Raw genomic sequence first — 25,865 nt, forward strand, 5'->3', positions numbered from 1 at the left:
CAGCCCTTGGGGCAAATGGAGTGCGAGAGTGAAGAAGTGGATTGTGGTGCTGATCCTGGGGTTTGCTTTCTGGCACTTCTATATGAAGAAGCCTGAAAGCCCGGTCATCGCCAATATTGGCCAGGATGGATCGGTGTTGAGCAATCCCGTTATTAAGCAGCCGGCTCAGTCGTTCTCTTTAGAGCGCTTTCTTCCTTCGTTCCCATCGACCGATCCGCAGCCAAAGCCACAGGCTGCGTCTAGATATCAATGTGATGGCCGCCTTCACTGTTCTCAGATGACGTCTTGCGAGGAGGCTACGTTCTTTCTACGCAATTGTTCTGGCGTGAAGATGGATGGGAACAATGATGGTGTGCCCTGTGAACGACAGTGGTGTCGCTGATAGTCGGGATGTAGCCTGTTTTTGGTTCGCCTCAGAAACAAAAAAGGGCTTACCTTTCGGTAATCCCTTGATTTTACACAGTCGGGCATACACGCAGGCATACAGGTTAAGGAATTGTTACTGCTTGGGAGGAGTGTTTTGTACTCCACCGGACTCCGACCGTCTACCCCGCATCAATATCCACCGATCTGGTATCGCCATCCGGCTGCCTGGAAGGGATAACGTATTTAAATGTCTCCCGCATGATCATGAAATATCGCTGGTTAACTGACCTGCAGTTTGTCAGCTGTTGCAGATACAGTTGTGTGTTCGATAAAACGTTCCGCAGCGCGGCTGAATTTACGCTGCCAGATACCTTCGGCCTTCGATAGGTCACGTGCCTCAATCGCCTCATACAATCCTAGTATGTAATTGATCGCGTCCGCCTCTCGATCAATATAGGCAATACGCGAAAGGTTGTTGAAACGGTGGACTTCAGCGGTCAGTTCATCGAAATAACGCGCACAGCGCTCTAGACCGCTGGCCTGAACGATGCTGCTTTGGAATTGCATATCGTTGGCGATCGAATTGGCCTGGTTCTCTTGCCGAGCCAGCTTTATCGCTTTTTTAGCAAGCGCTTCAAGTTTTTTGAGTACGGCTGGCGTCAGCGCTTTGGGAGTGGTGATCAAGGCTTTGAGTGCCAGTTTGCCCAGTACTGAGCGAATCGAATAGACCTCCAGAATCGCATTAGTGTCGAGTTCGGCGACCACCGCACCACGATTTACGCGCATTTCCACCAGGCCTTCACGGCTTAGGCTGCGCAATGCTTCGCGTACAGGATGACGTGACAGATTCAATTGTTCGGTTAGCTGTTTCTCGATCAGGCGGTCGCCAGGGCGGAACTGACCTTGGATGATCGCTGCGCGAATTTGATCGGCTGCGTGTTGGGCACTTTCCATGTTCGACATTGGCGCCAGTGTGACACCCACCGTTTTGTTTTTGGCAACCATTTTTTTCAATCCATCCTGCATATGTCTGTGAAGCGAATCATGGGCCTTGTGCTGAAGTGCCGAGAGTTATCGCCGTTTGAGTAATCGCAGCATCATACGTGGATTATTGTTGATAATCAGCATTGTTCTACGAATTTGCTCAACGGCGCGTTGGCGGTGACCTGATCCTCAGCGGCACCAGAGCCGCCAAGCCCGAACCTATCGTGCCGACGATACACCTGAGGCTTCAGAACCTCCGGCTCGCCGGGCTACGTGCCTGCCAGCAGACGTGGCGTTGGTGGTTACAAGCTGATGGTCAGGCGTTCCTGTGATCCTGCCCCGGCGCCCTTGTAGGCCGTGACTTCAATTTCGAACAAGTACTCCGAACCACCCAGCGGTGAGCAGGTCACGCAGTGAGCGTGGTCGATGCCACGAAAGCGCTCACCAATTAATGCCATTACCGCGCTGACATCCGCTTGATGGGGAATAAAAATTCGCGAGCGCACAACATCGCTCAACTGTGAGCCGACGGCCTGCAACGCGCCTTCGACGTTACGCAGTGCGTTCTCTGCCTGACCCACCGCAGTGTTGGGCATGACCCTGCTCTTGTAGTCACGGCCTGAAGTCAACGACATGAATATCCAATTGTCGACCACGACAGCACGGGAAAAGCTCTCTTTCTCTTCAAGAATGCTGCCGGACTTGAGTTTTGTGATTTGGGTCATGGGTGGCCTGGCTTCTGTTGTTGGGAGATATTTATTGATGATTGTCAACAATGTGTCGGACTGTCAAGCGTGTTGTCAAATTGCCAGGATCGATAAAAAAACTAAAAGACAGTGCTTGACCAATTGTTGACAATCATCAATTCTTTGGTCGTCGAATAGCCTTGATGAGATGAATTCCATGAGCGTCGGTGACCTCCAGCAGAACCTCCAGGATCGTTTCAAATCATCGATGCGCCGCCTGGCGGCCAGCGTCAGTGTGATCACCTGTACCCATGAAGATCAGTGGTTCGGGCTCACCGCCACTGCTGTTACATCGCTATGTGCGGAGCCTGCATCAATCATCACCTGCATCAATTCCAGTGCCTCAATGGTGCCGGCGCTCACTGCTTCGCAACACTTCTGTGTGAATGTCCTGCGCAGCGAACATGTAGCGGTCTCCAGCAGCTTCGGTGGACGCCTCAAAGGCGCCGAGCGCTTCTGCGAGGGCACTTGGCACGCGGGGGAGAACGGTGTGCCTTACTTGGCTGACGCTCAGGTGAATCTTTTTTGTGAAGTTGAGACCACCCTTGCCTATGGCACCCACATTGTGGTGATCGGTCGAGTCAAGGCGTTGAGCTTTGCTGAGGAAATCAGCCCGCTGATCTACCAAAACGGTCTTTATGTCGGCACCGCCCCCTTGGCGGCCGCTGTTTAAACGAACCCACTCAGGAGTAACCCAATGAAGTTCGGGATTTTCAGTCTGATGACCCTTCGCGATCATGCTGCTGGCGTCGCTGGCGTCATGTCCGATACCAGGCAGATGGTGCAAGCTGCCGAGCAAGCCGGCTTTGATATCGCTTGGTTTGCCGAGCATCACTTCTGCAATTACTCGTCGTGCCCCTCGCCGCTGATGATGATGAGCTACGCCGCTGGCTGGACCTCGAAGATCAAGCTGGGAGCCGGTGTGCTGGTGCTGCCGCTGTACAACCCGCTGCGTCTGGCGCAAGAAATCGCCTTCCTGGATATCCAGTCCGAAGGGCGCGCGGTGATCGGCCTGGGAACCGGCTATCAATTGTTTGAATTCGAGCGCTACGGTATTCCCATCGATGACAAGGTCGGCCTGTTCCTGGAGTCCTGGGACGTGATCGAGCAGGCGCTCACCCGTGGGGAGGTGGAGTATCAGGGCAAGCACATTCAGGTGCCTCATACCACTTTCGCGGTTAGCGGGGTGCAGAAACCGATGCCGCCTGTGTACTACACCTCAACGCAACCGGCATTGCTTGAGCGCTTCAAGAATACCGACGCCATACCGTTTCTGGCGGCAAGCACCCTGGGGTCGCCGGTTCTGTACAAGATGGTCGACGGGCTGGGCGACAACTGGCGGCAGGTCGGCTGCGACCCAGCGGCCAAACCGCTGTCGATCATGCAATACGTACATGTCACCGACAGCCGCAGCGAGGCGCTGGAGGCCGGAGAACGCGCGCGTTACGTCGGCCGCATGGCTAACCATTTGCGCCACAACACACTGCCGATGGACGGGCATTTCATCCGGGATCAGGCAGTGCCAGGAGAGCAGACCATCGAGCAGTACACTGCGAACACGGTGATTGGCTCGGCTGAAGAGGTGGCGGTACGGATGATTCAGGATATCCAGCGGCTGAACCCGATACATTACGCCTGTAACTTCCAGTTTGGTTGCATGCCTTTGGCGCGTGCCAAGCGATCGCTGGAGCGCTTCGCGACCGAAGTAGTGCCATTGATCGAACGCGAACTGGGGCCCATCGAAAACATTGGCCTGCGCGGCTGATCACATCACGCATTTCCAATGCCCGAGGCCCACGCACTAGACGCCCCGGGCCATGCATCAAGAAGTCGCTACACCAATAATAAAAAATAAGCGCGGCACAGCGCTCATGAGCAAGTTTTTTGCAAGTCTGCCCCAGTCTGAGTTCGACTCCGGACTCGTTGTCTGGCGGGCTAGTGCCCGTGCCGTTCATAGAGGTGCTGACGCATGTTTGGGTATGTTTTTTATTGGTCGATGGTGTGGGATGCGCTACCCCAGCTGCTGGCGGGTGCGTGGCTGACGCTACAGATCGCCATCTTGTCGATGTTGTTCGGTACGGTGGCAGGGTTGGCACTGGCGCTCTGGCGCCAGCAAGGGGAGGGCTCCGCATACAGGTTCGCCAGTGCCTGGGTGGAGTTGGCGCGCAACACACCGGTGCTGTTTCAGATATACATGATGTACTTCGGCCTTGGCTCCCTGGGGATCCAGATCAGCAGTTACGCGGCGGTGCTGATTGCGCTGTCATTCAACAACGCGGGTTACCTGGCCGAGATCTTTCGCGGCGGGCTGGCGGCCGTCCACAAACAGCAACTGTCTGCGGCGCGTTCCCTCGGGCTCACGCGATTGCAAAGCTATTTGCACGTGATCTTCCCGCAACTGCTGCGCATTGTCTTTTATGGCTACGTCACCCAGGCAGTGTGGGCTCTGCTCAACACCTCGCTGGGCATGTTGGTTGGCCTACATGAGTTGTCCGGCTCCGCGCAATCGGCGCAGTCGGTGAGCTTCCGCAGCTTTGAGTTTTTCTTAATTACCGCCTTGATCTACTACGTGATGGCCAAGTTCATTGAGCTGGGTGCACGCGTGGTGTTCCGGCGCTGGCTGAGGGTCTAACCATGCAATTCGTCTTGTCTGATCCGGGCTTGCATTGGCGCGACGCACTGTTCTTGCTGCAAGGAGCAGGGCGTACCTTGTGGGTGACTCTGGTGGCCGGGTCGTTCGGCACGTTGCTGGGCATCGCGCTGGGATGGATGCGCTTCAGCTCGGTGTTTCTGCGGGTAGTCACAGCCCCCTACATCGACGTAGTGCGCAGCGTGCCATTGATTATCCAGTTGGTGCTCGCCAACAGCTTCCTATCGCTGGCAGGTGCGAACTTCGACACCTTCTGGCTATGCGTAATTGTCCTCAGCTCTTCAATGGCGGTGGTCACTGCGGAGGTGGTGCGCGCGGGCCTCGCCTCAGTACCGCAAACCTACCGTCGCTCGGCACGTTCACTGGGCATGAGTGGTTTGCAGGAGTTCTTCTTTATCAGTGCTCCGCTGGCTGTACGTACCAGTTTCGCTGCCTGGGTCGGCCTGCTGCTGGGTCTGGCAAAGGACTCTGCGTTGGTCAGCGTCGTGGGCTATGTCGAGTTCATGAAGTCATCGCAGATTCTCATCACACGCACCAATGAAGCCTTGCTGTTACTGCTGGGCGTGGGACTTTTCTACTTTGTGATTTGCTACCCGGTGTCGCGCTACAGCGCACGCCTTGAGCGGAGGATGGCACTGTGATCGAGATCCGTGGGGTTCGTAAGCAGTTTGGCAATATCGAGATTCTCAAGGGTATTGACCTGGATGTGCATAAAAGCGAACTGCTTTGTCTGTTGGGTGCCAGCGGCTCCGGAAAATCGACGCTGCTGCAGTGCATCAACGCGCTGGAGCCGATCCAGGGGGGCCATATCAAGGTCGACGGCATCGATGTGCATGACCGCAAGACGGATCTGAATAAGCTGCGCCAGAAGCTGGGCATCGTATTCCAGCAGTTCAATGCGTTTCCGCACCTCACGGCGCTGGAAAACGTGGCTCTGGCACCGCGACTGGTAGCAGGCAAAAGCCGCCGTGAGGCTAGCGAACTGGCCGCCAGTCATCTGGAACACGTTGGCCTGGGCGGCAAGGCTGATCTGCTGCCCTCGCGTTTGTCAGGGGGCCAGCAACAGCGCCTTGCGATCGCCCGAGCGTTGGCCATGAAGCCCAGTTACATGTTGTTCGACGAAGTGACCTCAGCGTTGGATCCGGAGCTGGTGGGCGAGGTGCTGGACACCATGCGCATGCTGCGCAAGGAGGGAATGACTATGGTGGTGGTCACCCACGACATTGCCTTTGCGCGCAATTCCAGTGACCGGGTCGCATTCCTTCATTCGGGCACCGTTGCAGAAATCGGCACGGTGGCCCAGGTCTTGGGGCAACCGACCAGCGAGCACACGCAGAAATTCCTGCGTCGCGAGCATCACTGATTCATCACCTGTTTCACCATCGGTATCAGCGCTCGTCGACCCAATGTCGCCGGGCGGGATTTGCAGCACCCATCGATCATTCTGAGGGTAAATCATGAACGTTCAAAAACTCATGCTGTGCACCGTTCTGGCCGCCGTAGCTGGCATATCAGTCGTTCCTGCAAGCCAGGCCGCTTCGGCGCTGGACAAGGTCGTGCAGGCGAAGAAACTGCGTTGCGGGGTCATGCTCGACTCCCCACCGTCAGGTTTTCGTACCCCTGATAACCAACCCGAAGGCTTCGATGTCGCTTATTGCAAAGACATGGCCAAGGCTTTGGGGGCCACGGCGGAAATCGTCGAAACGCCGTCGTCCGATCGTATTCCAGCGTTGGTCTCCAATCGCATCGACGTGTTGATCGCATCCACTAGTAACACCGTCGCTCGCGGCTTGACCGTCGGCTTCAGCCAGCCGTACATGAATTACACCACTGCCGTCATCACCCGCAAGGATACCGGTATCAAGCAGTACAGCGATCTCAAAGGGCACACCCTGGGCGGCGTGACCGGCACTTCCACCGAACAGATGCTCAAGAAAGACGTCGCCAACTGGAATGATGCCAAGACTTCCTACATCGGCTATGGCAACGACACTGAAGCGTTCCTGGCCTTGCAGCAGGGCAAGGTCGATGCTGTGCTGCAGGCCACGGCTGTTGCCAGCACTCTGCTCAAGAGCGGGCAGTTTCCTACCTTCGCCATGGCTGGAGAGGCGCCGTTCCCGCCTGATCTGGTGTCCATTGCCGTACGCCGCGATGATCCCGAGATGCTTGGTTGGGTCAAATTGTTCATCTGGAACCAGGTTGCATCTGGTCGCTTCGCCGAGCTGTACCACACCTACATTGCCGACACCGAGCCGCCAGCACTTAACGTCAAAGGCGTTGACTACTAAGTATTTTCAATTCCGGGGAATCATCATGCTTTCATTCGATTTGAAGGGTAAAACCGCGCTCATTACGGGCGCTGCGTCGGGTATCGGTCTCGAAACTGCGCGAATGCTCGCAGGCTATGGTGCTGTCGTGGCAATCAACTACCTGCCGGACGACAGCCGTGGTTCGGAGGCCGTCGCCTCGATCATCTCCGCAGGCGGCCAGGCGATTGCCGCGCCGGGCGACCTGGGGGATCCGCAGGCGGCGCAGGCCATGGTGCTCAAGGCCGTTGCCGACCTTGGCCGTCTCGATCTGTTGGTCAACAACGCTGGCACACCCGGCGTGAGCAAGCCGATCCCGATCGGGCAACTGGACGATGTGACCGAAGAGCTGTGGGCATTGATCCTCAATACCAACCTCATGAGCGTATTCCGCTGCTCGCGAGTGGCGGCGGCGGCGCTCAAAGAAAGCGGTGGGGCGATCGTCAATACGGCGTCCATTGCAGGCTTCAGTTCAGTCAGCAGCAGTATCAGCTACAGCGCCTCTAAGGCGGCCGTGATCAACCTCACCAAGAACCTCGCAAAGGCGCTGGCTCCTGAGGTTCGTGTCAACGCGGTAGCCCCTGGCGCTGTCATCAGCAGCTGGGCGATCGAATGGACCGAAGATCACAAGAAGACCTCCGAAAGCGCCACTCCGCTCAAGCGTTGGGCCACCACTGCCGACATCGCCGAGATGATCATTTACCTGGGCTTCGCGGCGCGTATGACCACGGGCCAAACGGTGATCACTGACGGCGGCATCTCGCTCTGACTCAATAACAATAAAAGAGGATATTTTATGACCGCCTTGACTCATACCGACTGGGAAGCCTGCGCCAAAGCGCTGAAGATCGAAGGTCGTGCGTTCATCGATGGTGCTTACACCACTGCCGTATCGGGCGAGACTTTCGATTGTCTCAGTCCAATCGACGGCCGGCTGTTGGTCAAGGTTGCATGCTGCGACAGTGCCGATGCCGATCGTGCGGTAAGCAACGCGCGTAACGCGTTCGAATCCGGTGCTTGGTCCCGCGCTGCACCTGCTCATCGCAAAGCGGTGATGATTCGCTTCGCCGAGCTGATTAAGCAGCACACCGAGGAACTCGCGCTGCTGGAAACCTTGGACATGGGCAAGCCGATCAAAGACTCGATCGGTATCGATCTGCCCAACTCGGTCATCGCACTGGCCTGGAGCGGGGAGGCCATCGACAAGGTTTACGATGAGGTGGCACCCACGCCCCACAACCAGTTGGGGTTGGTGACGCGCGAAGCGGTCGGCGTGGTGGCTGCGATTGTGCCCTGGAATTTCCCGCTGCTCATGGCTTGCTGGAAGCTCGGCCCGGCGCTGGCTACCGGCAATTCGGTGATACTGAAACCATCAGAAAAATCACCGCTGACCGCGATCCGTATCGCGCAGCTGGCGGTCGAGGCCGGTTTGCCCAAGGGTGTGCTTAATGTGCTGCCCGGGCACGGGCATACGGTGGGTAAGGCGCTGGGGCTGCACCACGATGTTGACACGGTCGTGTTCACCGGCTCGTCACGCATTGCCAAGCAGCTACTGGTATATGCCGGCGAGTCGAATATGAAGCGTGTCTGGCTGGAGGCGGGCGGCAAGAGCCCTAACATCGTCTTCGCCGATGCCCCCGACCTGCATGCGGCAGCCAAGGCGGCGGCTAGTGCCATTGCCTATAACCAGGGCGAAGTCTGTACGGCCGGCTCACGCTTGCTGGTCGAACGTTCGATCAAGCAAGAGTTCCTCGGTTTGGTCGTCGACGCGTTGCAGGTCTGGAAGCCCGGCAATCCGCTGGATCCGGCCACCATGGTGGGCGCGTTGGTCGACACTCAGCAGATGAACACGGTGCTGTCGTACATTGCTGCGGGTCAGGCCGATGGTGCAGAACTGGTGGTGGGTGGAAAACGCATATTTGAGGAGACGGGCGGTACCTATGTCGAGCCTACGATTTTCGATGGCGTGAACAATGCCATGAAAATCGCCCAAGAAGAGATCTTCGGCCCGGTGATGTCAGTCATCGCTTTTGACACGGCAGAAGAGGCGGTCAGGATCGCCAACGACACGATCTACGGCTTGGCGGCAGCCGTCTGGAGCGCTGACCTTTCCAAGGCGCACCTGACGGCCAAGTCTTTGAGAGCTGGCAGCGTCTGGGTCAATCAATATGATGGAGGCGATATGACTGCTCCATTTGGCGGCTTCAAACAGTCGGGCAATGGTCGCGACAAGTCGCTGCATGCGTTCGACAAATACACTGAGCTTAAGTCGACCTGGATCAAATTGTAGGCTTGTGACTATTTAGTCAGTTGAGCCGCGCAGCCGAACCAGCCCCCGATTAATGATCGGGGGGGAGGCACACCTTCGCCAGTCATTACATGATAGGGGGAGGGGATATTCTCAGCCTGCAGCGCATCCTGGGGTATTCATCCATTGCGATGACCATGCGTTACGCGCATCTATCGCCTGATCATCTGGAATCAGCGCTGAGGCTCTCGCCGCTGCAGCAGAGTGGCCACGCGTTCACTTGAATATCCAGAGCAATGATGTAGTATATCTATAACGCTTAACGTTAAGGATTAAAGCGTGATTTTGAGCTTTAAGTGTCCAGAGACTCGGGCTCTGTTCGAAACCGGTGATTCGCGGCGGTGGAAGAATATCCTCAATGTCGCCACGCGGAAGTTAACCATGCTGCACGCGGCCACTGAGCTTCGAGACTTACGGTCTCTACCTGAGGCATTGCAGGGAAATCGGGTAGGTCAGTACAGCATTAGAATCAATGATCAATTCCGCATTTGTTTCGAGTGGTCGGACGCCGGCCCGACGAATGTTGAAATAGTCGACTATCACTAGGGAGGTCGCACCATGGCAATTAACGGTATGCGCCCCATCCATCCGGGCGAAATCCTTCGCGAAGAGTTTCTAGAGCCGCTGGATATTTCCCCGGCTGCACTGGCTCGTGCGCTCCATGTATCTGCTCCCACGGTGAATGAAATCGTTCGTGAGCGACGTGGGGTGACTGCAGATATGGCTATTCGCCTTGGGCGCTATTTTGATACGTCTGCTCAGTTCTGGATGAACCTGCAAACCGACTATTCGTTAGCAACGACTTTTGCCGCCAATGGCGAAGAGATTGAGCACGAGATTGAGCCACTACGTGCCCAAGCGTGAGGTACGGTGGTCTGTTTGTAGTCTGCCCCAGAAACAAAAAAGGGCTTACCTTTCGGTAAACCCTTGTTTTGTTTGGTGGCTACGCAGGGACTTGAACCCCGGACCCCAGCATTATGAATGCTATGCTCTAACCAGCTGAGCTACGTAGCCGAGTGGCGCGCATTTTCCGCATCCGTCAGTGTCGTGTCAACCCCAGTGGGCATAATAATTTACGCACTTTCAACCGTTTAGCCGTTTTTTGGCAAGGCGCGCCATGCTGATAGCCGCTGTGTCGAGGCGGGGCCTTGCAGGCTCGGGCTGTCTAGCCGAAGACGGGATCACGATGCGGGTAGGGCGTCCGTTCGATGGCGCGCTGCTGTTCCGGCGTCGGTGCCGCACGGCAGAGATCCGGCTGCTGGCCCTGCGGATATCCGCCCACGACGAGGAAGTCGTCGCTGCTGGCCAGGTTGCAATGACCGGTGCCAGCCGGCAGTACCAATACATCACCGCTGTGCAGGCTGAGTTCCCGGCCGCCCGGGCCGCCCAGCATGACCCGGGCTTCGCCCTGGATGACGCCGAGCACTTCGTGGGCATTGCTGTGGTAGTGGTGATAGTCATAGATGCCATCAACCCATTGCGCGGGCCAGGCATTTTTACCGAACAGACGCTGCGTGCCGGATGGCGCCGGCAGCCCCTCGTCCTTCAATGCCTGGCGATAGACGAGCACCGGATGCTTGCCGTTGTTCGGCACCCAGTCGTTGCGCAGAAGCAGCAGTTTTTCCACTTTCGCCGTGACGGGAACTGGGGCGGATGTTGCTCCGGTAGCGCTCGATGCCTCACCGAGGCTGGCGAGGTAGTGGAGGATCAGGCGGCGGGAAAACGTGTCCATGACGAGCCCTCTCGAGGCAATGGCTTCATCTTATAGAGGGCAATGTTGCGCAGGTGTTGCGGTTATCGCTGGGAAGTGGGTGCCCGCGAAATACGAAGCCCCTCGGGCGGGCGCTCGAGGGGCTTCGTGGGCGGGCCTGGGGGGAGGTCAGACGTTGAAGCGGAAGTGCATCACGTCGCCGTCCTTGACGATGTATTCCTTGCCTTCCAGGCGCCATTTACCCGCTTCCTTGGCACCGGCTTCGCCCTTGAACTGGATGAAGTCGTCATAGGCGACGACTTCGGCACGGATGAAGCCTTTCTCGAAGTCGGTGTGGATCGCGGCGGCGGACTGTGGCGCGGTGGCGCCGACCTTGACGGTCCAGGCGCGGACTTCCTTTACGCCCGCGGTGAAGTAGGTCTGCAGGTTGAGCAGCGAGTAACCGGCGCGGATCACGCGGTTCAGGCCTGGCTCGGTCATGCCCATGGTCTCGAGGAACATCTGCATTTCTTCCAGATCGTCCAGCTCGGCGATCTCGGCCTCGATCTTGTTGCACACCGGTACCACGATGGCACCTTCTTCGTCAGCGATGGCCTGTACCACATCGAGCAGCGGGTTGTTCTCGAAACCGTCTTCGGCCACGTTGGCGATGTACATCACCGGTTTGGTGGTCAGCAGGTGGAAGGTCTTGGCCAGGCGCTTCTCGTCGTCACCCAGGCTTTTCAGCAGGCTGCGCGCCGGCTTGCCTTCGGTGAAGTGGGGGATGAGCTTTTCCAGCAGCGCTTTCTGCGCCACGGCTTCCTTGTCGCCGCCCTTGGCGGTACGGGTGACGCGCTGCAGTTGTTTCTCGCAGCTGTCGAGGTCGGCCATGATCAGTTCGAGGTCGATGATCTCGATGTCACGCTTGGGGTCGACGCTGTTGGCGACGTGGATGACGTTCTCGTCTTCGAAGCAGCGCACCACGTGGGCGATGGCGTCGGTCTCGCGGATGTTGGCGAGGAACTTGTTGCCCAGGCCTTCACCCTTGGACGCGCCCGCTACCAGGCCGGCGATGTCGACGAATTCCATGGTGGTGGGGATCACGCGCTCGGGCTTGACGATTTCCGCCAGGGCGTCGAGGCGCGGATCGGGCATCGGTACGATGCCGCTGTTCGGCTCGATGGTGCAGAACGGGAAGTTCTCGGCCGCGATACCGGATTTGGTGAGGGCATTGAACAGGGTGGACTTGCCGACGTTGGGTAGGCCGACGATGCCGCAATTGAATCCCATGGTGTGTCCCTCGCGCCAAAGGCGGTAGATAAAGTTAGAGAGTGGCTTTCTGGCTGTGCAGCTTGCGCATCGCTACCGGCCAGTCACCGGCGAGTATTTCCGGGAGGACGTCGAGGGCGAAGCCGATGCTGGTATCCAGCAGTTCCTGCTCGCCACGCGGAGCGCGGCCGAGCACGAAGTTGGAGACCATGCTGGCGTGCCCGGGGTGACCGATGCCAAGCCGCAGGCGGTGGAAATTATTCTGGTTGCCGAGTTGCGCGATGATGTCACGCAACCCGTTATGCCCACCGTGCCCGCCACCCTGTTTGAGTTTGGCGACGCCGGGAGGCATGTCGAGTTCGTCGTGTGCCACCAGGATTTCTTCGGGTTTGATCTTGAAGAAATTCGCCAACGCCGCCACGGACTGGCCGCTGCGGTTCATGAAGGTGGTGGGGATGAGCAGACGAACTTCGCGACCCTGATGGACAAACTTGCCCACCAGGCCGAAATACTTGCGATCGACGCTGAGATTGACGCGCTGGCTGTCTGCCAGGCGCTCAACGAAAAGGGCCCCTGCATTGTGCCGGGTCTGGTCGTATTCGGGGCCCGGGTTACCCAGGCCAACGATCAGTTGTACGGCAGTCATACAGGAGCCCTTTCCTAAAGCAGTTCCACACCGAGGTGTGGAGCTCGCCAATTACTCGGCGGTGCTTTCGCCTTCGCCTTCAGCTGCGTCTTCTACACGAACGCGCGGCAGGTGGATACTGGCAACCGGCAGATCGCTACCGTGGGCCAGAGCAACCAGCTCAACGCCTTTCGGCAGTTTGATGTCGGACAGGTGAACGGTCTGGTCGATTTCGACGTTGGCGATGTCGACTTCGATGAATTCCGGCAGGTCTTTCGGCAGGCAGGAAACTTCGACTTCGTTCAGGCTGTGCAGGACTTCGCCGCCGCCTTTCTTGACGCCAACCGAGGTGGCTTCGTTGATGAAGTGCAACGGTACGTGGGCGGTCAGTTTCTGGCCGGCAACGACGCGGATGAAGTCAGCGTGCAGAACGAAGCCTTTGGCCGGGTGGCGCTGCAGGGCTTTGATCAGGACGTTTTCTTTCTTGCCGTCAACGGTCAGGTTCAGCACGTGGCTGAAGGCCGCTTCGTTTTCCAGCAGCTTGGCGAAATCTTTGGCAACCAGGCTGATGGACAGGGGGGCTTTCTCGCCACCGTAAATCACGGCTGGAACCAGGCTGGCGTTACGACGCAGGCGGCGGCTCGCACCTTTCCCTAGGTCGGAACGCGCTTCGGCATTCAGGGTAAATTCAACAGTCATTTCACTTCTCCAGAATAACCAAACCGCCCGTTACGCTTGCGACCAGCGACGGGGCGGTTCAGTGGTATGCCTGGCCAAATGGCCAGGCGTTTTCATCAGCGGCACGATTTGCTGCGCGTCGGCCCTGCTGCGTTAGAAAGCGGCTCGGAATGCTCATTTACAGACTCGTAAACTCCGCTTCCTCGCCGCTTTCTGCCTTGCATGGCTCTAGCTCGCTAAATCGTGAGCATGCTCCTAGCGGAACATCGCGCTGATCGATTCCTCATTGCTGATGCGGCGTACCGCTTCAGCGACAACCGGCGCGATGTCCAGTTGACGAATACGCGAACAGGATTGCGCGGCAGCGGACAGCGGGATGGTGTTGGTCACCACCAGTTCGTCCAGTACCGAGTTCTCGATGTTCTCGATGGCGCGGCCCGACAGTACCGGGTGAGTCGCGTAAGCGAACACCTTGGCGGCGCCGTGTTCCTTCAGAGCCTTGGCCGCGTGGCACAGGGTGCCGGCGGTGTCGACCATGTCGTCGACCAGGATGCAGGTACGGCCTTCCACGTCACCGATGATGTGCATCACTTCGGAGTGGTTGGCTTTCTCACGACGCTTGTCGATGATCGCCAGATCCACGCCCAGGGACTTGGCCACGGCGCGAGCACGCACCACGCCGCCAATGTCCGGGGAGACGATCATCAGGTTGTCGAAACGCTGATCTTCGATGTCGTCCACCAGTACTGGCGAACCGTAGATGTTATCTACCGGGATATCGAAGAAGCCTTGAATCTGATCCGCGTGCAGGTCGACGGTGAGAACACGGTCGATGCCTACGTTGGCGAGCATGTCGGCCACGACCTTGGCGCTGATTGCCACGCGGGCGGAGCGCGGGCGGCGATCCTGGCGGGCATAGCCGAAGTAGGGGATGACTGCAGTGATTCGGGTGGCTGAGGAGCGGCGGAAGGCGTCGGCCATCACTACCAGTTCCATCAGGTTGTCATTGGTTGGCGCGCACGTCGGCTGAATCAGGAAGACGTCTTTACCGCGGACGTTTTCGTTGATTTCGATCATGATTTCGCCGTCGGAGAATTTTCCGACAGAGGCATCGCCGAGGGGGATGTGCAGCTGACGAACGATACGTCGCGCCAGATCGGGGTTAGCGTTCCCCGTAAAGACCATCATCTTGGACACGCGCAGTACCTGCCGGCTGAGGGTAACCTGGATGAGTATAAAAATGGCAGGGGCGGCTGGATTCGAACCAACGCATGCCAGGATCAAAACCTGGTGCCTTACCGCTTGGCGACGCCCCTGTATCGTGTGTGACGCAATGCTGCTCAATTCGGTATTACGAGCCACCCTTGGGTGGTTATGGCAGGGGCGGCTGGATTCGAACCAACGCATGCCAGGATCAAAACCTGGTGCCTTACCGCTTGGCGACGCCCCTGTAACGTATAACCGATGCTACGCATTTACTTCCTGACCAGTTCCTGAAGCCTGCGATGCAACATCGAAACGTTGGCACCTTGCGCAACAAAACTTGGCAGTGTGGCTGGAAGTTGGCGGGCGACTTTATCAGCATCGTCCCTGTTTGGGAAGCTCCCAAACACACAAGCTCCAGTGCCGGTCAATCTTGTTGGAACAAATTTGTTCAGCAAGATCAGGGCGTTACGAACTTCACTGTAACGCTTCTCGACGACCGACTGGCAGTCGTTACGACCACCCCCCTCAAGAAGGCTGCGAACTTTAATGGGCGGCGTATCGCGTGTCAACTCAGGGTCGGAGAAAACTTCTGCTGTGCTGACAAGCACTTGCGGTACGGCGACGAGAAACCATGGCTCTGTCAGCTCGACCGGTGTGAGTTTCTCGCCAACGCCCTCGGCGAATGCTGCGCGGCCGCGTACGAATACCGGCACGTCGGCGCCCAGGCTCAGACCCAGCCCTGCCAGGCGATCCTCGCTCCAATCCAGTTGCCAGAGGTGAGCGAGGCCGAGCAGGGTGGTGGCGGCATCCGAACTGCCGCCGCCGATGCCGCCGCCCATGGGCAGGCGTTTATCCAGCCAGATGTCCGCGCCGAGACGCGTGTCGCTTTGTTCCTGCAGTTGCCGAGCGGCACGCACAATCAGGTTGCTATCGTGGGGTACGCCATCGACCGCGGTGTGCAGGTGAATGACGCCATCGTCGCGCAGGGCAAAACCCAGCTCGTCACCGTGGTCGAGAAATTGAAACAGGGTCTGCAGCTCGTGATAACCGTCTTCGCGATGGCCGAGGATGTGCAGCATCAGGTTGAGCTTGGCCGGAGCCGGCAGGATCAGTTCGGCGTGATCGGGGATGGCATGGGTCGTCATGGGGCTGTACTGATAACGGTGAAATTACGCTGATTATGCGTTGCCGCGGCAGATGATGCTGCAGGTTCTGGTGTTTTGTTGGGGGGGGGCAACTTCAGGTGGATGGCGATGGTTCGTAGGGTGAATGACGCTCCACCCATCCACCCATCCACCATGAAGCCTACCAACCACCCGGCAACCTGACACCGTGCCCGATCAGAGGGCGCGGGGGTGGGTTACTGGCCGAGCTGGCGCGGCTGCCAGTCCTTGATCACCAGAGTCACCTGGATGTCGTGACCCTCCAGGCGCAGGCGCTCGGGTAGCCAGTAGCCGTTCTGCTCGGCGTAGCGCGTGTAGCTGACTTCCCAGCCATCCTGGCTCAGTTGCGCCAGGCGACTGTCGCTGTCCAGCGTCAGGCGGCTTTTACTGTCCGGTGCGGGCAGGCCGCGAATCCACCAGAGCAGGTGGGACACCGGCAGGTTGAGGCCCAGTTGTTGTTGCAGGAGTTCTTCCGGCGATTCGGCCTGGTAGCGGCCCTGGTTGGCCACTTCCAGCTGCACGTCACCCGGGCGCCCGGTCAGGCGTGCGGCGCCGCGGCCCAGTGGGCCGGACAGGCGAATGTCCGCGTAGTCCTGGCGTTGCAGCCAGAACAGCGTGCCGCTGCCGGAGTCGCGGGGGGCTCGGATGCCGACCTTGCCGTTGATCTGCCAGCCATCGAGGGTGCTGATCTGCTGCTTGTGCGCCTGCCAGCGAGCCGGATCGCCCTGGCCCTGTTCCACCGCTTCACGGGTGGACAGGCCGGAGCAGCCGGCGAGCAGGGTTACCAGGGCGAGTGCGAGTAAGGGGCGAAACTGCATCAGGGCCTCTCTGATCCGGTCAGGCGCAGCACGGTGCTGCGCAGAATTTCACTGTCGGGCTGTTCCTTCAGCGCGTCGCGCCAGATATTTCTGGCCTCGCGCTGCTTGTTCTGAGCCCACAGGGTTTCGCCCAGGTGGGCGGCGACTTCATGATCCGGGAAGCGCTCGAATGCCTGGCGCAGCAGTTTTTCCGCTTCGGCCAGATTGCCCAGGCGGAAGTTCGCCCAGCCCAGGCTGTCGAGAATCGCCGGATCGTTGGGGTTGAGGGTGTGAGCCTGTTCGATCAGCTCCAGACCTTCCTGATGGCGATCGGTACGGTCGACCAGGGTGTAGCCGAGGGCGTTGAGCGCCATGGCATTGTCCGGCTCACGGTCGAGAATGGTGCGTAGATCCTGCTCCAGCTGCTTCAGGTCGTTACGCGGTTCAGCCAGCATGGCGCGGGTGTAGAGCAGGTTCAGGTCGCCCGGATATTGCTTGAGCGCCTGCTGGATCAGCGTCCAGGCCTGGTCGGGCTGGTTCTGCTTGGACAGCGACTCGGCCTCGATCAGGTACAGCTGCAGCGCGTAGTCCGGCTCGCTGTCGCGCGCTTCGGCCAGGTGCCTGGAGGCTTCGGCGCCACGGCCGTTGGCGACGAGCAGATCGGTCATGCGTGCCTGGGCTGGCAAGTAATCGTTGCCGCCCCCGACCATGGAGTAGGCGAGCAGGGCTTCGTCCACTTCGCCCAGTGCTTCGTGGGCACGGCCCAGATTGTATTGGGCCGGGTCAACGTGAGCGTCGCGCGCGACCAGTTCTTCCAGGTAGACGATGGCTTCGCGCCAGGCTTCGGCTTCCAGGCAGACCAGCGCCAGGGAGAAACGCAGGTCGTCGTCTTCGGGAAACTGTTGCAGCAGCGAGGAGAACTCGCTGCGGGCGTCGTCCATGCGCCCCAGCTCGACCAACTGGCGGGCGTAGGTCAGGCGCAGGCGCTTGTCGTTGGGGCTCTGCTCGATGCCTTTCTTGAGCAGCGGCAGCGCTTCTTCGCCACGCCCCAGGCTTTGCAGCAGGCGCGCGTGCAGCAGCAGAGGAGCCGCCTGGTCATGCTTGGCGTCACTGTTCTCGAGCAGCTTCAGGGCTTCTTCGGGGCGGTCATCCTGCTGCAGGAGCAGGGCCTTGCCGAACAGCAACTGACCGTCGTTCGGGTATTTGCCGAGCAGGCGGTCGAAACTCTGCAGCAGGCCGGCGCGGGTGTCCGGATCGGTTTCCGCCGCCGACAGGGCGAGGAAATCGAAGTGCGTATTGCCCTGACGCTGAAGTACGCGCTCCATATACGTCATGGATTCGTCGTAGCGACCGGCGCGCGCCAGTTGCACGGCGGCGGCGCGTTGCGCATCGACGTTGGCTGGCGCGTTCTTGGCCCAGACCAGTGAGGTGTCCAGCGCTTCCTGATCGGCGCCCAGGTATTCGGCGATACGGAAGCCGCGCTCGGCGACGCCCGCATCCTGAGTCGAATTGGCCTGCTGGACGTAATTGCTCAGGGCGATATCGAAGCGATTGCGCTGGCCGGCCAGCTCGGCGGTCAGCAGTGCCAGCAGGGTTTCCTGGCTGAACGAACCGTACGCCTCAGGCGCCTCGGCCTGTGCTTCGTTGCCCGGCTCTTCCACGGGTACGTTACCGTCCGGTTCGGACGGCGCAAAAGTCTGGCAACCACCCAAAAAGGCAAGGGCGGTCAGCAACGCGATGGGTCTATTCATAAGGGGAAATGCGACTAACCTGCGGTTTTGGCCATCATGACACAAGCCGTTGGGCAAGCCCATGGGGCAGGCCGTGTGTCCTGGCGATGTGAGGTTGGACTCTCTCAGTCGGCTACTGGTTGCATTCCCGGATGCTGTGCCTGGCTCAAGTCGTGGCGGATGTACTGGATAAGACCGCGTACGGCGGGTGTGATTCCGCGGTGGGCGGGAGTCAAGGCGTACAGAGTGCCTGAGGCCGGACGCTCCTGCGGGCAGGACGCCTGCAGGCTGCCACGCTGCAGGTCGTCGTGACAGGCGTGCAAGGGCAGGCAGGCCAGGCCGATGCCGGCACGGGCGGCGTTGAGCAGCGTTTGCAGGCTCGGTGAGCTGAACGCCGAGTTGTGCAGCGGTCGTTGGCCGTCGGCCAGCAGCCAGGGACGTGGCGACTGGGGCGTACCGAAGGCTAGCAGGTGCTGGTCGTCGACACTGTCCAGGCGCAAGGGGTGGCCGAGGCGTTCCAGCAACGCGGCATTGCCGACGATCACGTTTTGCAGGCGGGCGAGAGGGCGGGCGACGATATCGCTGCTGTTGCTCGGTGCTTCGTCCAGGCTCAGTGACAGATCCAGGCGCTGGGCGCTCAACTCGGTCTGCCCGTCCCTGTTGATCAGGGCGAAGCTGACTTTCGGGTGTCTGGCCTGAAAGCGGCCGAGCCGCTCGAGCAGCCAGTCACTGAAGATGGCGGGGGCGCACAGCTGGAGCAGCCCGCTCGGTGTGCCGTTGGCTTCCTGGGCCGTAGCTTCGGCCGCTTCGGCGGCGCTGAGCATATCCAGGGCGTGACGATAGATACGCTCGCCCAAGGCGGTCATGCTGAACGAACGGGTGCTGCGGTTAAGCAACTGCACCTGCAGGCGTTTCTCCAGCAGGATGATGCGCCGGCTGAGGCTGGATTTGGCGATGCCGGTGCGCTCGGCTGCAGCCGAGAAGCTACCTGCTTCGACCACGCAGATCAGCCAGTAGAGCTCGCCGAGGATGCTGGCTTGGGTTGCGGCCTTGAGTTGGGGTTTGTGGGACGCAGTGTTGTCGTGGGTGGAACGTTGCATCGTATTTACCTACATGACTTTGCGCTATCGTATTGCCCGCTTGACAGAGCGGCCTTTGCTGCAGCGGATGCGGCTTTTTCCAGCGGGGCGGATGGGCGGATTAATGATCGAGCGTATGCCGATCAATGTCGGGGGTAGGCGTAGTCATGCAGAACGGCTTTATTACTGCACCGCATATTCTGGTCATCGACGACTCTCCAGAAGAGCTTCGAGGCCTGATCGGATTACTGCGTCAACAGTCCTGGCGCCTATCCCTGGCCAGTGATGCCCACCAGGGCTATCAGCGTGCCCTGGCCCTGAAACCAGACCTGATCCTGCTCGATGTGCGCATGCCCGGCATGGATGGCTTCACCTTGTGCCGCCTGTTGCGTGAGGCGCCGGCTACACGTCGGGTGCCGGTGATCTTCCTGACGTCCGCCGGCGCGGTCGACGAACGGCTCGAAGGCCTGACGCTGGGCGGTGTCGATTACGTACTCAAGAGTTGCGAGCCCCAGGAAGTGCTGGCGCGTATCCGCATTCACCTGCAACTGGCCTGGCGCGAAACGTCGCTCGGCGCCATTACCTCTGCCGACGTGGAACCCGCTACTGACGCTGAGGTGCTGCTGCGCGCCGCCATGCGCCTGATCGCCCAGCACCTCGACGATATGCCCTCGCTGGCCGAGATCGCCCGTAAGGTCGGCACTCACGACAAGCGCCTGTCGAGCATCTTTCGTGAGCACCTGGGAACGACGGTGTTCGCCTATATCCGCGAAGTACGCCTGAAGCGGGGCCTGGATTTGCTGGCCGATAGCGGCATGAGCGTGCAGGACATCGCCGATCTGGTCGGCTTTCGCAGCGCTTGCAATTTCACCACGGCTTTTCGCGAGCGCATGGGCATGACGCCCAGCCAGTTCCGCCAGCAAGAACGGGCGCAGACGTGATGTCGTTTGCGCCTGGGTATCGATGAATGGGCGTCGCGGGCGCGGTGCCGAGGTCATGAGTCGCTCGGTGCTGCTCGCCGTGCTGTTGCTGGGGCTGTCGCTCGTCAATCTCGCCTCGGCCGCGACCTGCGATGCCGAGCTGGATCCTCCCATGCGCCTCTTCGAGGATCCTGCGGCGGGCTTGACTGCCGACCAGGTGCTGGCGTTGCCGGCGTCGGCCTTCGACGCCGCGAGCGCACAGCGCCTGACCCTCGAATACAGCCGCTCCGCCTACTGGTTGCGCTTCGAACTGGACAATCCCGGCGAGCACGAATGCCTGCGCTGGTTCACGGTGGGCGAGCCGCGCCTGCAGGACATCCAGGTGCATATCCGCCGTGGCGACGCCTGGCAGACGCTGCGCGGCGGCAGTGCCTACCCGCTGGAGCAATGGACGGTGGTGGATCGCCAGCCACGTTTTCCCATGACGCTGGCCGAGGGCGAGCGGGTCGATGTGCTGGTACGGGTGGCCAGCGACTCGCTGATCATCCTCGAACCGCGGCTGTGGTCGGACGAGCTGCTGCTGGAACGGCGCCAGTCCCTCTACCTGGCCGACGGCATCACCCTTGGCATCGTGCTGCTGGTGGTGCCCTTCAGCCTGATCCTCGGCCGGATCATGGCGACGCCATTGCTCATCGCCCATGCCGCAGCGGTACTGACCTATATCCTGTTCACCTGCGTGGTCAACGGTTACCTGATCCTCTGGCCCGCGGCGGTGCCCTGGACGCAGACGATCAGCACATGGCTCAGCATCCTCGCGTTCGCCTGTTTTCTCGGTTATGTCAGGCTGCTGCTCGGCGTTCGTCATCTTCCCAGGGGCTGGGGGCTTCTGTTCGGCCTGATCCTGCTCAGTTACATCGGCGGGCGAGTCTGGGACTGGCTGGGTCACGCCCCCGATGGACGCATCCATGTCGAGTGGATCTTGCGCCTGACCCTCTACCTGGTGCTGCCGGCCACGCTGCTGGCGGCCTGGTTGCATGGCGTGAAGTTGCGCTGGATGGCCTGGGTGGTACCGGCGCTGTTCCTGGTGCAGTTCGCCGTGCGCCATCTGCTGTCGCTGGATCGGCTCGTGCCCTGGCAGTCTCGGGACAGTTTCCTCAGCCTGGCGTCGACCCTGCCCGGCGTGTTGCTGCTGGTCTGCACCCTGGTCACCGAGGTCGTTCTCGTCCGGCGCCGGGAGCAGCGCGCCCTGAGCGAGCTCGACGAGCAGCGTCAGGCCGAGCACGAGCGCCTGGAAAGCACGGTGGCGACGCGCACCGCGCAGCTGCGCGAATCGCTGCGAGCGCACAGTTCGCTGATGGCGCGGATCAGTCACGATCTGCGTTCGCCACTGGTCAGCATCATCGACTACGCGCGCCTGCTGCGCAGCCAGCCGCAACCCGACTACCCGCACAAGATCGAGCGCAGCGCACGCCAGCAACTGGAATTGATCGACGAGCTGCTGGAGTTTTCCCGGGGTGAGTTGCAGCAACTGGAGCTCACCCTGGCGCCGGGCTACCTCTATGGCTTCCTGCGCGAGGTGGAGGAGGAGGGGCGTTTTCTCGCCACGCGCCAGGACAACCATTTCGAATGCCTGTTCGCCGCGGATCTACCGGCTATCGTGCAGGCGGATTTCCGCCGCTTGCGCCAGGTATTGCTCAATCTGCTGGGCAATGCCGCCAAGTTCACCCGCCATGGGCGCATCACCCTGGAGGTCAGCAGTGTGCCCGGGGCGGTCGGCGAATGCGTGGAGCTGTGTTTCCGGGTCAGCGACAACGGTATCGGCTTCGCCCCGAGCGAGCGGGACAACCTGTTGCAACCCTTCCGCCGCGGCAGCAACGTCGGCCAGATCCAGGGTAGCGGCCTGGGCCTGTCGATCGTGGCGCAGCTGCTGGGCCATATGGGCAGCGAACTGGAGATCGACAGCCTGGAGCAGGGCGGCAGCCGTATCGGTTTCCGCCTGCGCCTCACGCCGGCCAGCGAGCACGAGCTGGACATTGGGCTGCGCGACAGTCATGCCGGGGTCGCACCGCAGGAGAGCCACTGCATCCTGCTGGTCGACGACGTCGCCTTGAACCGTGAGTGGCTGTACGACCTGTTGAGTGGCTATGGTTTCGATGTGCTGCTGGCCGCGGACGGTCAACAGGCGCTCGAGTTGCTCGAACAGCAGGCGGTCGATCTGGTGATGACCGATCAGATGATGCCGGTCATGGATGGCTGGATCCTGTTGCAGCGCTTGCGCAGCGAGCGGCCGGGGTTACCCGTGCTGCTCTATTCGGCAACGCCGGCACAGCATCCGGCGCACCTGCCGGCCGATCTGGCATTCGATGGCGAGATACTCAAACCGGCCAATACCGGCCAACTGCTGGATCGTATCGGCGCCTTGCTGCCCGCGAATGCGCCGGGCGGCGGCGATGAAGCGGCGGGCGCCAAACCGGCTGCCAGGATCTGTTGAGGTTTCCGCACGACCGCGCCGGAGCCCTGCGGCGTGCGCTGAAACGTCAACAGACCCGAGCTCATGGTGCCCATGTTGCGACAGGGTGATTGCGTTATCTTACGGAGCCTGTGCGTCCTCGGCCTTTGCTGGGGCAGACGGTGTTTTGGCCGGCACGGATGAAAGGCGGGAAAAGTCGACGACAGCGAGCCTCCGATCTACCCGGGAGCGTTCGATGCGTATAAGAACAACGAGGTCAGCCGTGCTGTTCATCATCGTACGCCGGAGCATCTGCCGCGCAGGTTCGCTCTGGCTGTTGTCCCTGGCCGGGCCGACATTGGCGACGCCATTGCCCGACGATTCCGTCTGGCTGCTCGACGCGATCAACGTCAGCGCCCGCCATCGTGAAGAGCCGGCGCAGCAGGTGCCGATCGCCATCGATGTGCTGGATGACGAGCAACTCGGCGGCGCCGGCCTGTACCGGGCCGAGACGCTGGCGCAGCGCATCCCCGGCCTGATGTTGACGGCGCCCAATCCGCGCTATGCCGCTTACGGTATCCGGGGCCTGGGATCGAGTTCGGCGAACGACGGGCTCGACGGTAGCGTGGCGGTGTTCGCCGATGGCGTGTACCTGGGACGCCAGGGCATGTCGCTGCTCGATTTCGGCGATATCGAGCGGGTCGAGGTGCTGCGCGGGCCGCAGGGGACGCTGTATGGCAAGAACTCCACCGCCGGCGCCATCAATCTGCTGAGCCGGGTTCCGAGCTTCGTCAGCGAAGGGCGCGCTGAGGTGAGCCTGGGCCAGGACGGTCTGCGCCAGTATCGCGCCAGCGTCTCCGGGCCGCTGGTCGAGGGCGTGCTGGCGGCACGCCTGAGTGCTTATGACCTGGTGCGTGACGGCGCCATCGACAATCGCTACAACGGCGAAACCCTCGGCGAGGAGGATCGCCAGGGGTTGCGTGGCCAGTTGCTGTGGACGCCCGGCGAGCGTTTCAGCGCCCGGCTGATCGCCGAGTACGCCGGCCAGGACGAAAGCGCCGTGCTCACCGCCAGCCAGTTCAGTACGGCGACCCGCCAGCGCGCGGCTTACCTCGGTTACCCGCTGTTGCCGGTCGCCCCCTATGCCCGGCGTGTGCAGCACAACGAGGCCAACGACCTGGAAACGCTGCAGCGCGCGCTGACCCTGCAGCTCGATGGCGAACTGGACAACGGCATGACTCTGACCAGCATCAGCGGTTATCGCGACTGGGTCTACGATGGCGAGCAGGACGCCGACGGCACGGCATTGTCCGTGGCCCGTTCCGCGGCCCGGCTCGATCATCACCAGTTCAGCCAGGAGCTGCGCCTGGCGCAGGCGTTCGGCGAGCGGTTCGATTACGTGCTGGGCCTGTACTACCTGCGTCAGCGCCTGCAGCGCCAGGTCAATGTGGCTTTTGGCGGTGATGCGGCGGCGTACTTTCTCGGCGATCGCCCGGAGACCGCCCAGCGCGGCATCACGCCGGCGATGATTCCGCCATCGCTGTTGCAGGGCGCGCGCCAGCGCTTCGAGGGCGAGCAGCATAGCGACAGTCAGGCGTTGTTCGGCCAGTTCACCTGGCGCCCCGGCGAGCGCCTGGCCATCACCCCGGGCCTGCGTTACACCCGCGAGCGCAAGCGCGCCAGCATTACCCGTGCGGTGTCAGGCCTGGCGCCGCTGGGGCCGGATCCGGTGTCGCAGCTGGCGGGCGAGCTGCTGCGCGATATCACCCTTGGCAGGGACTATGCCCGCCGCAATCGGCTCGAAGAGCACAATCTGTCCGGCCAGCTGGCGTTCAGCTATGCATTGAGCGAGGGCGTGGTCGGCTATGCCAGCTGGTCGCGGGGCTACAAGGCCGGCGGCATCAACCTCGACGTGACCAGCGCGCATGTCGCCCCGGTGTTCGGCAGCGAGCGGGCGACTTCGCTCGAGGTCGGCCTCAAGAGTCTCTGGTGGCAGGAGCGGCTGGCGCTCGACGTGGCGCTCTATCAGACCGACGTCGATGACTACCAGGTGCTGAGCAACAGCGCGCCGGCCAACGATCTCTCCCCACCCCTGCGCGATAACCTGATCAACGTCGGTCGGGTGCGCTTGCGTGGCGTGGAACTCGACGGGCGCCTGCGGGCCAGTGAGCGGGTGCAGTTGCGCCTGGGCATCGCCTGGAGCGATGCCCGCTATCGCTCGTTCGACAACGCCCCCTGTGCCCCGGAAAGCGGGCAGTGGTCGTGCGACCTGGCGGGCAAGCGCTTGTTCAACGCGCCACGCTGGAGCACCACGGCGGGGCTGGATTACCGGCGTCCGCTGGAACACGGCCTGGAGCTGTTCGCGGCGCTGGATCACAGCTGGCGCAGCGGCTACTACGGCGTGCTGGAAAGGGGCGCCGGCAGTTACCAGTCGGCTTACGGGGTGAGCGATCTGCGCCTCGGCATGGGCCGTGCGGATCAGCGCTGGGCCGTCGAGCTGTGGGCCCGCAACCTGTTCGATCAGCGTTATGCCAGTGCCGTCTACGCCACCCTGGGCTCTGGCGACTACGCCGTGCTGCCGGGCGACGCGCGCACCCTCGGCGTGACCTGGCGCGGGCGTTACTGATCGGGCCACGCCGCTTCCGCCCCGGCCGCGGTGCAGGCTCGAACCGCCCGTTGGGGCAAACCCCGGACGGCGCCGCGTTCGCGGCCGTAGCCACGCTGAGGTGATCCCGGGACTGTTCGCCCCGGCGGCATCGAACGCTTGGGGAAAGTTCCCTTCCTCCACTCGATCGCGCGGCGTCCAGCACGTGCGTGCCAGGCTTTTGCCATCCGCTGCGGCAAAGGTGCTCGTTGCGCCGGGGCCTGCTTCCTTCTGCGTTTCAGCCCGGCCCGGCGA

At 60.9% G+C, this 25,865-nt stretch carries 25 protein-coding genes, 3 tRNA genes and 1 pseudogene; 15 read left to right on the forward strand and 14 right to left on the reverse strand.

The window, feature by feature from the left end:
• Positions 1-28 precede the first annotated feature (28 nt).
• On the forward strand, positions 29-382 hold the full coding sequence (locus tag DNK06_RS21985) for an excalibur calcium-binding domain-containing protein (protein WP_242674771.1): 354 nt from the start codon (positions 29-31) through the stop codon (positions 380-382).
• A gap of 263 nt (positions 383-645) precedes the next feature.
• Here DNK06_RS21985 and DNK06_RS21990 read toward each other — a convergent pair whose 3' ends face one another.
• Both DNK06_RS21990 and DNK06_RS21995 read right to left on the reverse strand, forming a co-directional pair.
• Positions 646-1,371: a GntR family transcriptional regulator gene (locus DNK06_RS21990; protein ID WP_131182130.1), complete on the reverse strand. Its 726-nt coding sequence runs from the start codon at positions 1,369-1,371 to the stop codon at positions 646-648.
• A 281-nt stretch (positions 1,372-1,652) separates the two neighbouring features.
• Positions 1,653-2,075 carry a Rid family hydrolase gene (locus DNK06_RS21995; protein ID WP_131182131.1) on the reverse strand — a complete coding sequence of 141 codons (423 nt, stop codon included), beginning with the start codon at positions 2,073-2,075 and terminating at the stop codon, positions 1,653-1,655.
• 178 nt (positions 2,076-2,253) lie between these two features.
• Here DNK06_RS21995 and DNK06_RS22000 point away from each other — a divergent pair, with 178 nt between their 5' ends.
• From DNK06_RS22000 to DNK06_RS22050, 11 genes and pseudogenes are all read left to right on the forward strand, one after another.
• Positions 2,254-2,769, forward strand: coding sequence for a flavin reductase family protein (locus tag DNK06_RS22000; RefSeq protein WP_207390042.1), 516 nt, complete (start codon positions 2,254-2,256; stop codon positions 2,767-2,769).
• A gap of 24 nt (positions 2,770-2,793) precedes the next feature.
• Positions 2,794-3,861 (forward strand): LLM class flavin-dependent oxidoreductase, encoded by a 1,068-nt coding sequence (locus DNK06_RS22005; protein ID WP_131182132.1) that lies wholly within the window; start codon positions 2,794-2,796, stop codon positions 3,859-3,861.
• A gap of 204 nt (positions 3,862-4,065) precedes the next feature.
• Positions 4,066-4,728 carry an amino acid ABC transporter permease gene (locus tag DNK06_RS22010; protein WP_131182133.1) on the forward strand — a complete coding sequence of 221 codons (663 nt, stop codon included), beginning with the start codon at positions 4,066-4,068 and terminating at the stop codon, positions 4,726-4,728.
• A gap of 2 nt (positions 4,729-4,730) precedes the next feature.
• Positions 4,731-5,387, forward strand: coding sequence for an amino acid ABC transporter permease (locus DNK06_RS22015; protein ID WP_131182134.1), 657 nt, complete (start codon positions 4,731-4,733; stop codon positions 5,385-5,387).
• The gene (locus tag DNK06_RS22020; protein WP_131182135.1) at positions 5,384-6,109 is read left to right on the forward strand and encodes an amino acid ABC transporter ATP-binding protein; all 726 of its coding nucleotides are present in this window, start codon (positions 5,384-5,386) and stop codon (positions 6,107-6,109) included. Before DNK06_RS22015 ends, DNK06_RS22020 begins: the two co-directional genes overlap by 4 nt.
• 94 nt (positions 6,110-6,203) lie before the next feature.
• On the forward strand, positions 6,204-7,034 hold the full coding sequence (locus tag DNK06_RS22025; RefSeq protein WP_131182136.1) for a transporter substrate-binding domain-containing protein: 831 nt from the start codon (positions 6,204-6,206) through the stop codon (positions 7,032-7,034).
• 25 nt (positions 7,035-7,059) lie between these two features.
• Positions 7,060-7,821, forward strand: coding sequence for an SDR family NAD(P)-dependent oxidoreductase (locus DNK06_RS22030; protein ID WP_131182137.1), 762 nt, complete (start codon positions 7,060-7,062; stop codon positions 7,819-7,821).
• 27 nt (positions 7,822-7,848) lie between these two features.
• Positions 7,849-9,342 (forward strand): aldehyde dehydrogenase, encoded by a 1,494-nt coding sequence (locus DNK06_RS22035; protein WP_131182138.1) that lies wholly within the window; start codon positions 7,849-7,851, stop codon positions 9,340-9,342.
• A gap of 65 nt (positions 9,343-9,407) precedes the next feature.
• Positions 9,408-9,584: pseudogene (locus DNK06_RS22040) on the forward strand (tyrosine-type recombinase/integrase); the annotation flags it as partial.
• A 55-nt stretch (positions 9,585-9,639) separates the two neighbouring features.
• Positions 9,640-9,906, forward strand: a complete 267-nt coding sequence (locus DNK06_RS22045; protein WP_131182139.1) for a type II toxin-antitoxin system RelE/ParE family toxin — start codon at positions 9,640-9,642, stop codon at positions 9,904-9,906.
• 12 nt (positions 9,907-9,918) lie between these two features.
• A complete protein-coding gene (locus DNK06_RS22050; protein ID WP_070881183.1) occupies positions 9,919-10,224 on the forward strand; it encodes a HigA family addiction module antitoxin in 306 nt (101 codons plus the stop codon).
• 73 nt (positions 10,225-10,297) lie between these two features.
• Here the strand turns inward: DNK06_RS22050 and DNK06_RS22055 are convergent.
• From DNK06_RS22055 to DNK06_RS22110, 12 genes are all read right to left on the reverse strand, one after another.
• A tRNA-Met gene (locus tag DNK06_RS22055) sits at positions 10,298-10,374 on the reverse strand.
• A 151-nt stretch (positions 10,375-10,525) separates the two neighbouring features.
• On the reverse strand, positions 10,526-11,092 hold the full coding sequence (locus tag DNK06_RS22060) for a cupin domain-containing protein (RefSeq protein WP_131182140.1): 567 nt from the start codon (positions 11,090-11,092) through the stop codon (positions 10,526-10,528).
• A gap of 147 nt (positions 11,093-11,239) precedes the next feature.
• Positions 11,240-12,340 carry a redox-regulated ATPase YchF gene (gene ychF / locus DNK06_RS22065; RefSeq protein WP_131182141.1) on the reverse strand — a complete coding sequence of 367 codons (1,101 nt, stop codon included), beginning with the start codon at positions 12,338-12,340 and terminating at the stop codon, positions 11,240-11,242.
• Between the two features lie 34 nt (positions 12,341-12,374).
• Positions 12,375-12,965, reverse strand: a complete 591-nt coding sequence (gene pth / locus DNK06_RS22070) for an aminoacyl-tRNA hydrolase (RefSeq protein WP_131182142.1) — start codon at positions 12,963-12,965, stop codon at positions 12,375-12,377.
• Positions 12,966-13,016: 51 nt separating this feature from the next.
• Positions 13,017-13,643, reverse strand: coding sequence for a 50S ribosomal protein L25/general stress protein Ctc (locus DNK06_RS22075; RefSeq protein WP_131182143.1), 627 nt, complete (start codon positions 13,641-13,643; stop codon positions 13,017-13,019).
• A 234-nt stretch (positions 13,644-13,877) separates the two neighbouring features.
• A complete protein-coding gene (locus DNK06_RS22080; RefSeq protein WP_131182144.1) occupies positions 13,878-14,819 on the reverse strand; it encodes a ribose-phosphate pyrophosphokinase in 942 nt (313 codons plus the stop codon).
• A gap of 44 nt (positions 14,820-14,863) precedes the next feature.
• A tRNA-Gln gene (locus tag DNK06_RS22085) sits at positions 14,864-14,938 on the reverse strand.
• Between the two features lie 59 nt (positions 14,939-14,997).
• A tRNA-Gln gene (locus DNK06_RS22090) sits at positions 14,998-15,072 on the reverse strand.
• Positions 15,073-15,097: 25 nt separating this feature from the next.
• Positions 15,098-15,973: a 4-(cytidine 5'-diphospho)-2-C-methyl-D-erythritol kinase gene (ispE, locus tag DNK06_RS22095; protein ID WP_131182145.1), complete on the reverse strand. Its 876-nt coding sequence runs from the start codon at positions 15,971-15,973 to the stop codon at positions 15,098-15,100.
• A gap of 215 nt (positions 15,974-16,188) precedes the next feature.
• Positions 16,189-16,809 (reverse strand): lipoprotein insertase outer membrane protein LolB, encoded by a 621-nt coding sequence (gene lolB / locus DNK06_RS22100; RefSeq protein ID WP_131182146.1) that lies wholly within the window; start codon positions 16,807-16,809, stop codon positions 16,189-16,191.
• On the reverse strand, positions 16,809-18,539 hold the full coding sequence (locus DNK06_RS22105) for a tetratricopeptide repeat protein (RefSeq protein WP_131182147.1): 1,731 nt from the start codon (positions 18,537-18,539) through the stop codon (positions 16,809-16,811). The genes lolB and DNK06_RS22105 overlap by 1 nt, the downstream gene beginning before the upstream one ends.
• Before the next feature lie 104 nt (positions 18,540-18,643).
• The gene (locus DNK06_RS22110; protein WP_131182148.1) at positions 18,644-19,618 is read right to left on the reverse strand and encodes a LysR family transcriptional regulator; all 975 of its coding nucleotides are present in this window, start codon (positions 19,616-19,618) and stop codon (positions 18,644-18,646) included.
• Positions 19,619-19,764: 146 nt separating this feature from the next.
• Between DNK06_RS22110 and DNK06_RS22115 the strand changes: the two genes are divergently transcribed.
• The 3 genes from DNK06_RS22115 (at position 19,765) to DNK06_RS22125 (ending at position 25,592) form a co-directional block, all read left to right on the forward strand.
• Positions 19,765-20,538, forward strand: a complete 774-nt coding sequence (locus DNK06_RS22115; RefSeq protein ID WP_131182149.1) for a response regulator transcription factor — start codon at positions 19,765-19,767, stop codon at positions 20,536-20,538.
• A gap of 55 nt (positions 20,539-20,593) precedes the next feature.
• Positions 20,594-23,008 (forward strand): hybrid sensor histidine kinase/response regulator, encoded by a 2,415-nt coding sequence (locus DNK06_RS22120; protein ID WP_131182150.1) that lies wholly within the window; start codon positions 20,594-20,596, stop codon positions 23,006-23,008.
• A 241-nt stretch (positions 23,009-23,249) separates the two neighbouring features.
• Positions 23,250-25,592, forward strand: a complete 2,343-nt coding sequence (locus DNK06_RS22125) for a TonB-dependent receptor (protein ID WP_242674774.1) — start codon at positions 23,250-23,252, stop codon at positions 25,590-25,592.
• The last annotated feature ends 273 nt before the right edge of the window (positions 25,593-25,865 follow it).

It is taken from the genome of Phytopseudomonas daroniae, from assembly GCF_004327285.1.
In the GTDB taxonomy this organism is placed as follows: Bacteria; Pseudomonadota; Gammaproteobacteria; order Pseudomonadales; family Pseudomonadaceae; genus Aquipseudomonas; species Aquipseudomonas daroniae.

Bases quoted from the DNA above. Each gene is read 5' to 3' on its own strand.
- DNK06_RS22025 (WP_131182136.1), top strand. From the start codon at position 6,204: ATGAACGTTCAAAAACTCATGCTGTGCACCGTTCTGGCCGCCGTAGCT.
- DNK06_RS22060 (WP_131182140.1), bottom strand. From the start codon at position 11,092: ATGGACACGTTTTCCCGCCGCCTGATCCTCCACTACCTCGCCAGCCTC.
- lolB (WP_131182146.1), bottom strand. From the start codon at position 16,809: ATGCAGTTTCGCCCCTTACTCGCACTCGCCCTGGTAACCCTGCTCGCC.
- DNK06_RS22030 (WP_131182137.1), top strand. From the start codon at position 7,060: ATGCTTTCATTCGATTTGAAGGGTAAAACCGCGCTCATTACGGGCGCT.
- DNK06_RS22010 (WP_131182133.1), top strand. From the start codon at position 4,066: ATGTTTGGGTATGTTTTTTATTGGTCGATGGTGTGGGATGCGCTACCC.
- DNK06_RS22000 (WP_207390042.1), top strand. From the start codon at position 2,254: ATGAGCGTCGGTGACCTCCAGCAGAACCTCCAGGATCGTTTCAAATCA.
- DNK06_RS22105 (WP_131182147.1), bottom strand. From the start codon at position 18,539: ATGAATAGACCCATCGCGTTGCTGACCGCCCTTGCCTTTTTGGGTGGT.
- DNK06_RS21995 (WP_131182131.1), bottom strand. From the start codon at position 2,075: ATGACCCAAATCACAAAACTCAAGTCCGGCAGCATTCTTGAAGAGAAA.
- ispE (WP_131182145.1), bottom strand. From the start codon at position 15,973: ATGACGACCCATGCCATCCCCGATCACGCCGAACTGATCCTGCCGGCT.
- DNK06_RS22110 (WP_131182148.1), bottom strand. From the start codon at position 19,618: ATGCAACGTTCCACCCACGACAACACTGCGTCCCACAAACCCCAACTC.
- pth (WP_131182142.1), bottom strand. From the start codon at position 12,965: ATGACTGCCGTACAACTGATCGTTGGCCTGGGTAACCCGGGCCCCGAA.
- DNK06_RS21990 (WP_131182130.1), bottom strand. From the start codon at position 1,371: ATGGTTGCCAAAAACAAAACGGTGGGTGTCACACTGGCGCCAATGTCG.
- DNK06_RS22115 (WP_131182149.1), top strand. From the start codon at position 19,765: ATGCAGAACGGCTTTATTACTGCACCGCATATTCTGGTCATCGACGAC.
- ychF (WP_131182141.1), bottom strand. From the start codon at position 12,340: ATGGGATTCAATTGCGGCATCGTCGGCCTACCCAACGTCGGCAAGTCC.
- DNK06_RS22005 (WP_131182132.1), top strand. From the start codon at position 2,794: ATGAAGTTCGGGATTTTCAGTCTGATGACCCTTCGCGATCATGCTGCT.
- DNK06_RS22050 (WP_070881183.1), top strand. From the start codon at position 9,919: ATGGCAATTAACGGTATGCGCCCCATCCATCCGGGCGAAATCCTTCGC.
- DNK06_RS22015 (WP_131182134.1), top strand. From the start codon at position 4,731: ATGCAATTCGTCTTGTCTGATCCGGGCTTGCATTGGCGCGACGCACTG.
- DNK06_RS22035 (WP_131182138.1), top strand. From the start codon at position 7,849: ATGACCGCCTTGACTCATACCGACTGGGAAGCCTGCGCCAAAGCGCTG.
- DNK06_RS22120 (WP_131182150.1), top strand. From the start codon at position 20,594: ATGAGTCGCTCGGTGCTGCTCGCCGTGCTGTTGCTGGGGCTGTCGCTC.
- DNK06_RS22075 (WP_131182143.1), bottom strand. From the start codon at position 13,643: ATGACTGTTGAATTTACCCTGAATGCCGAAGCGCGTTCCGACCTAGGG.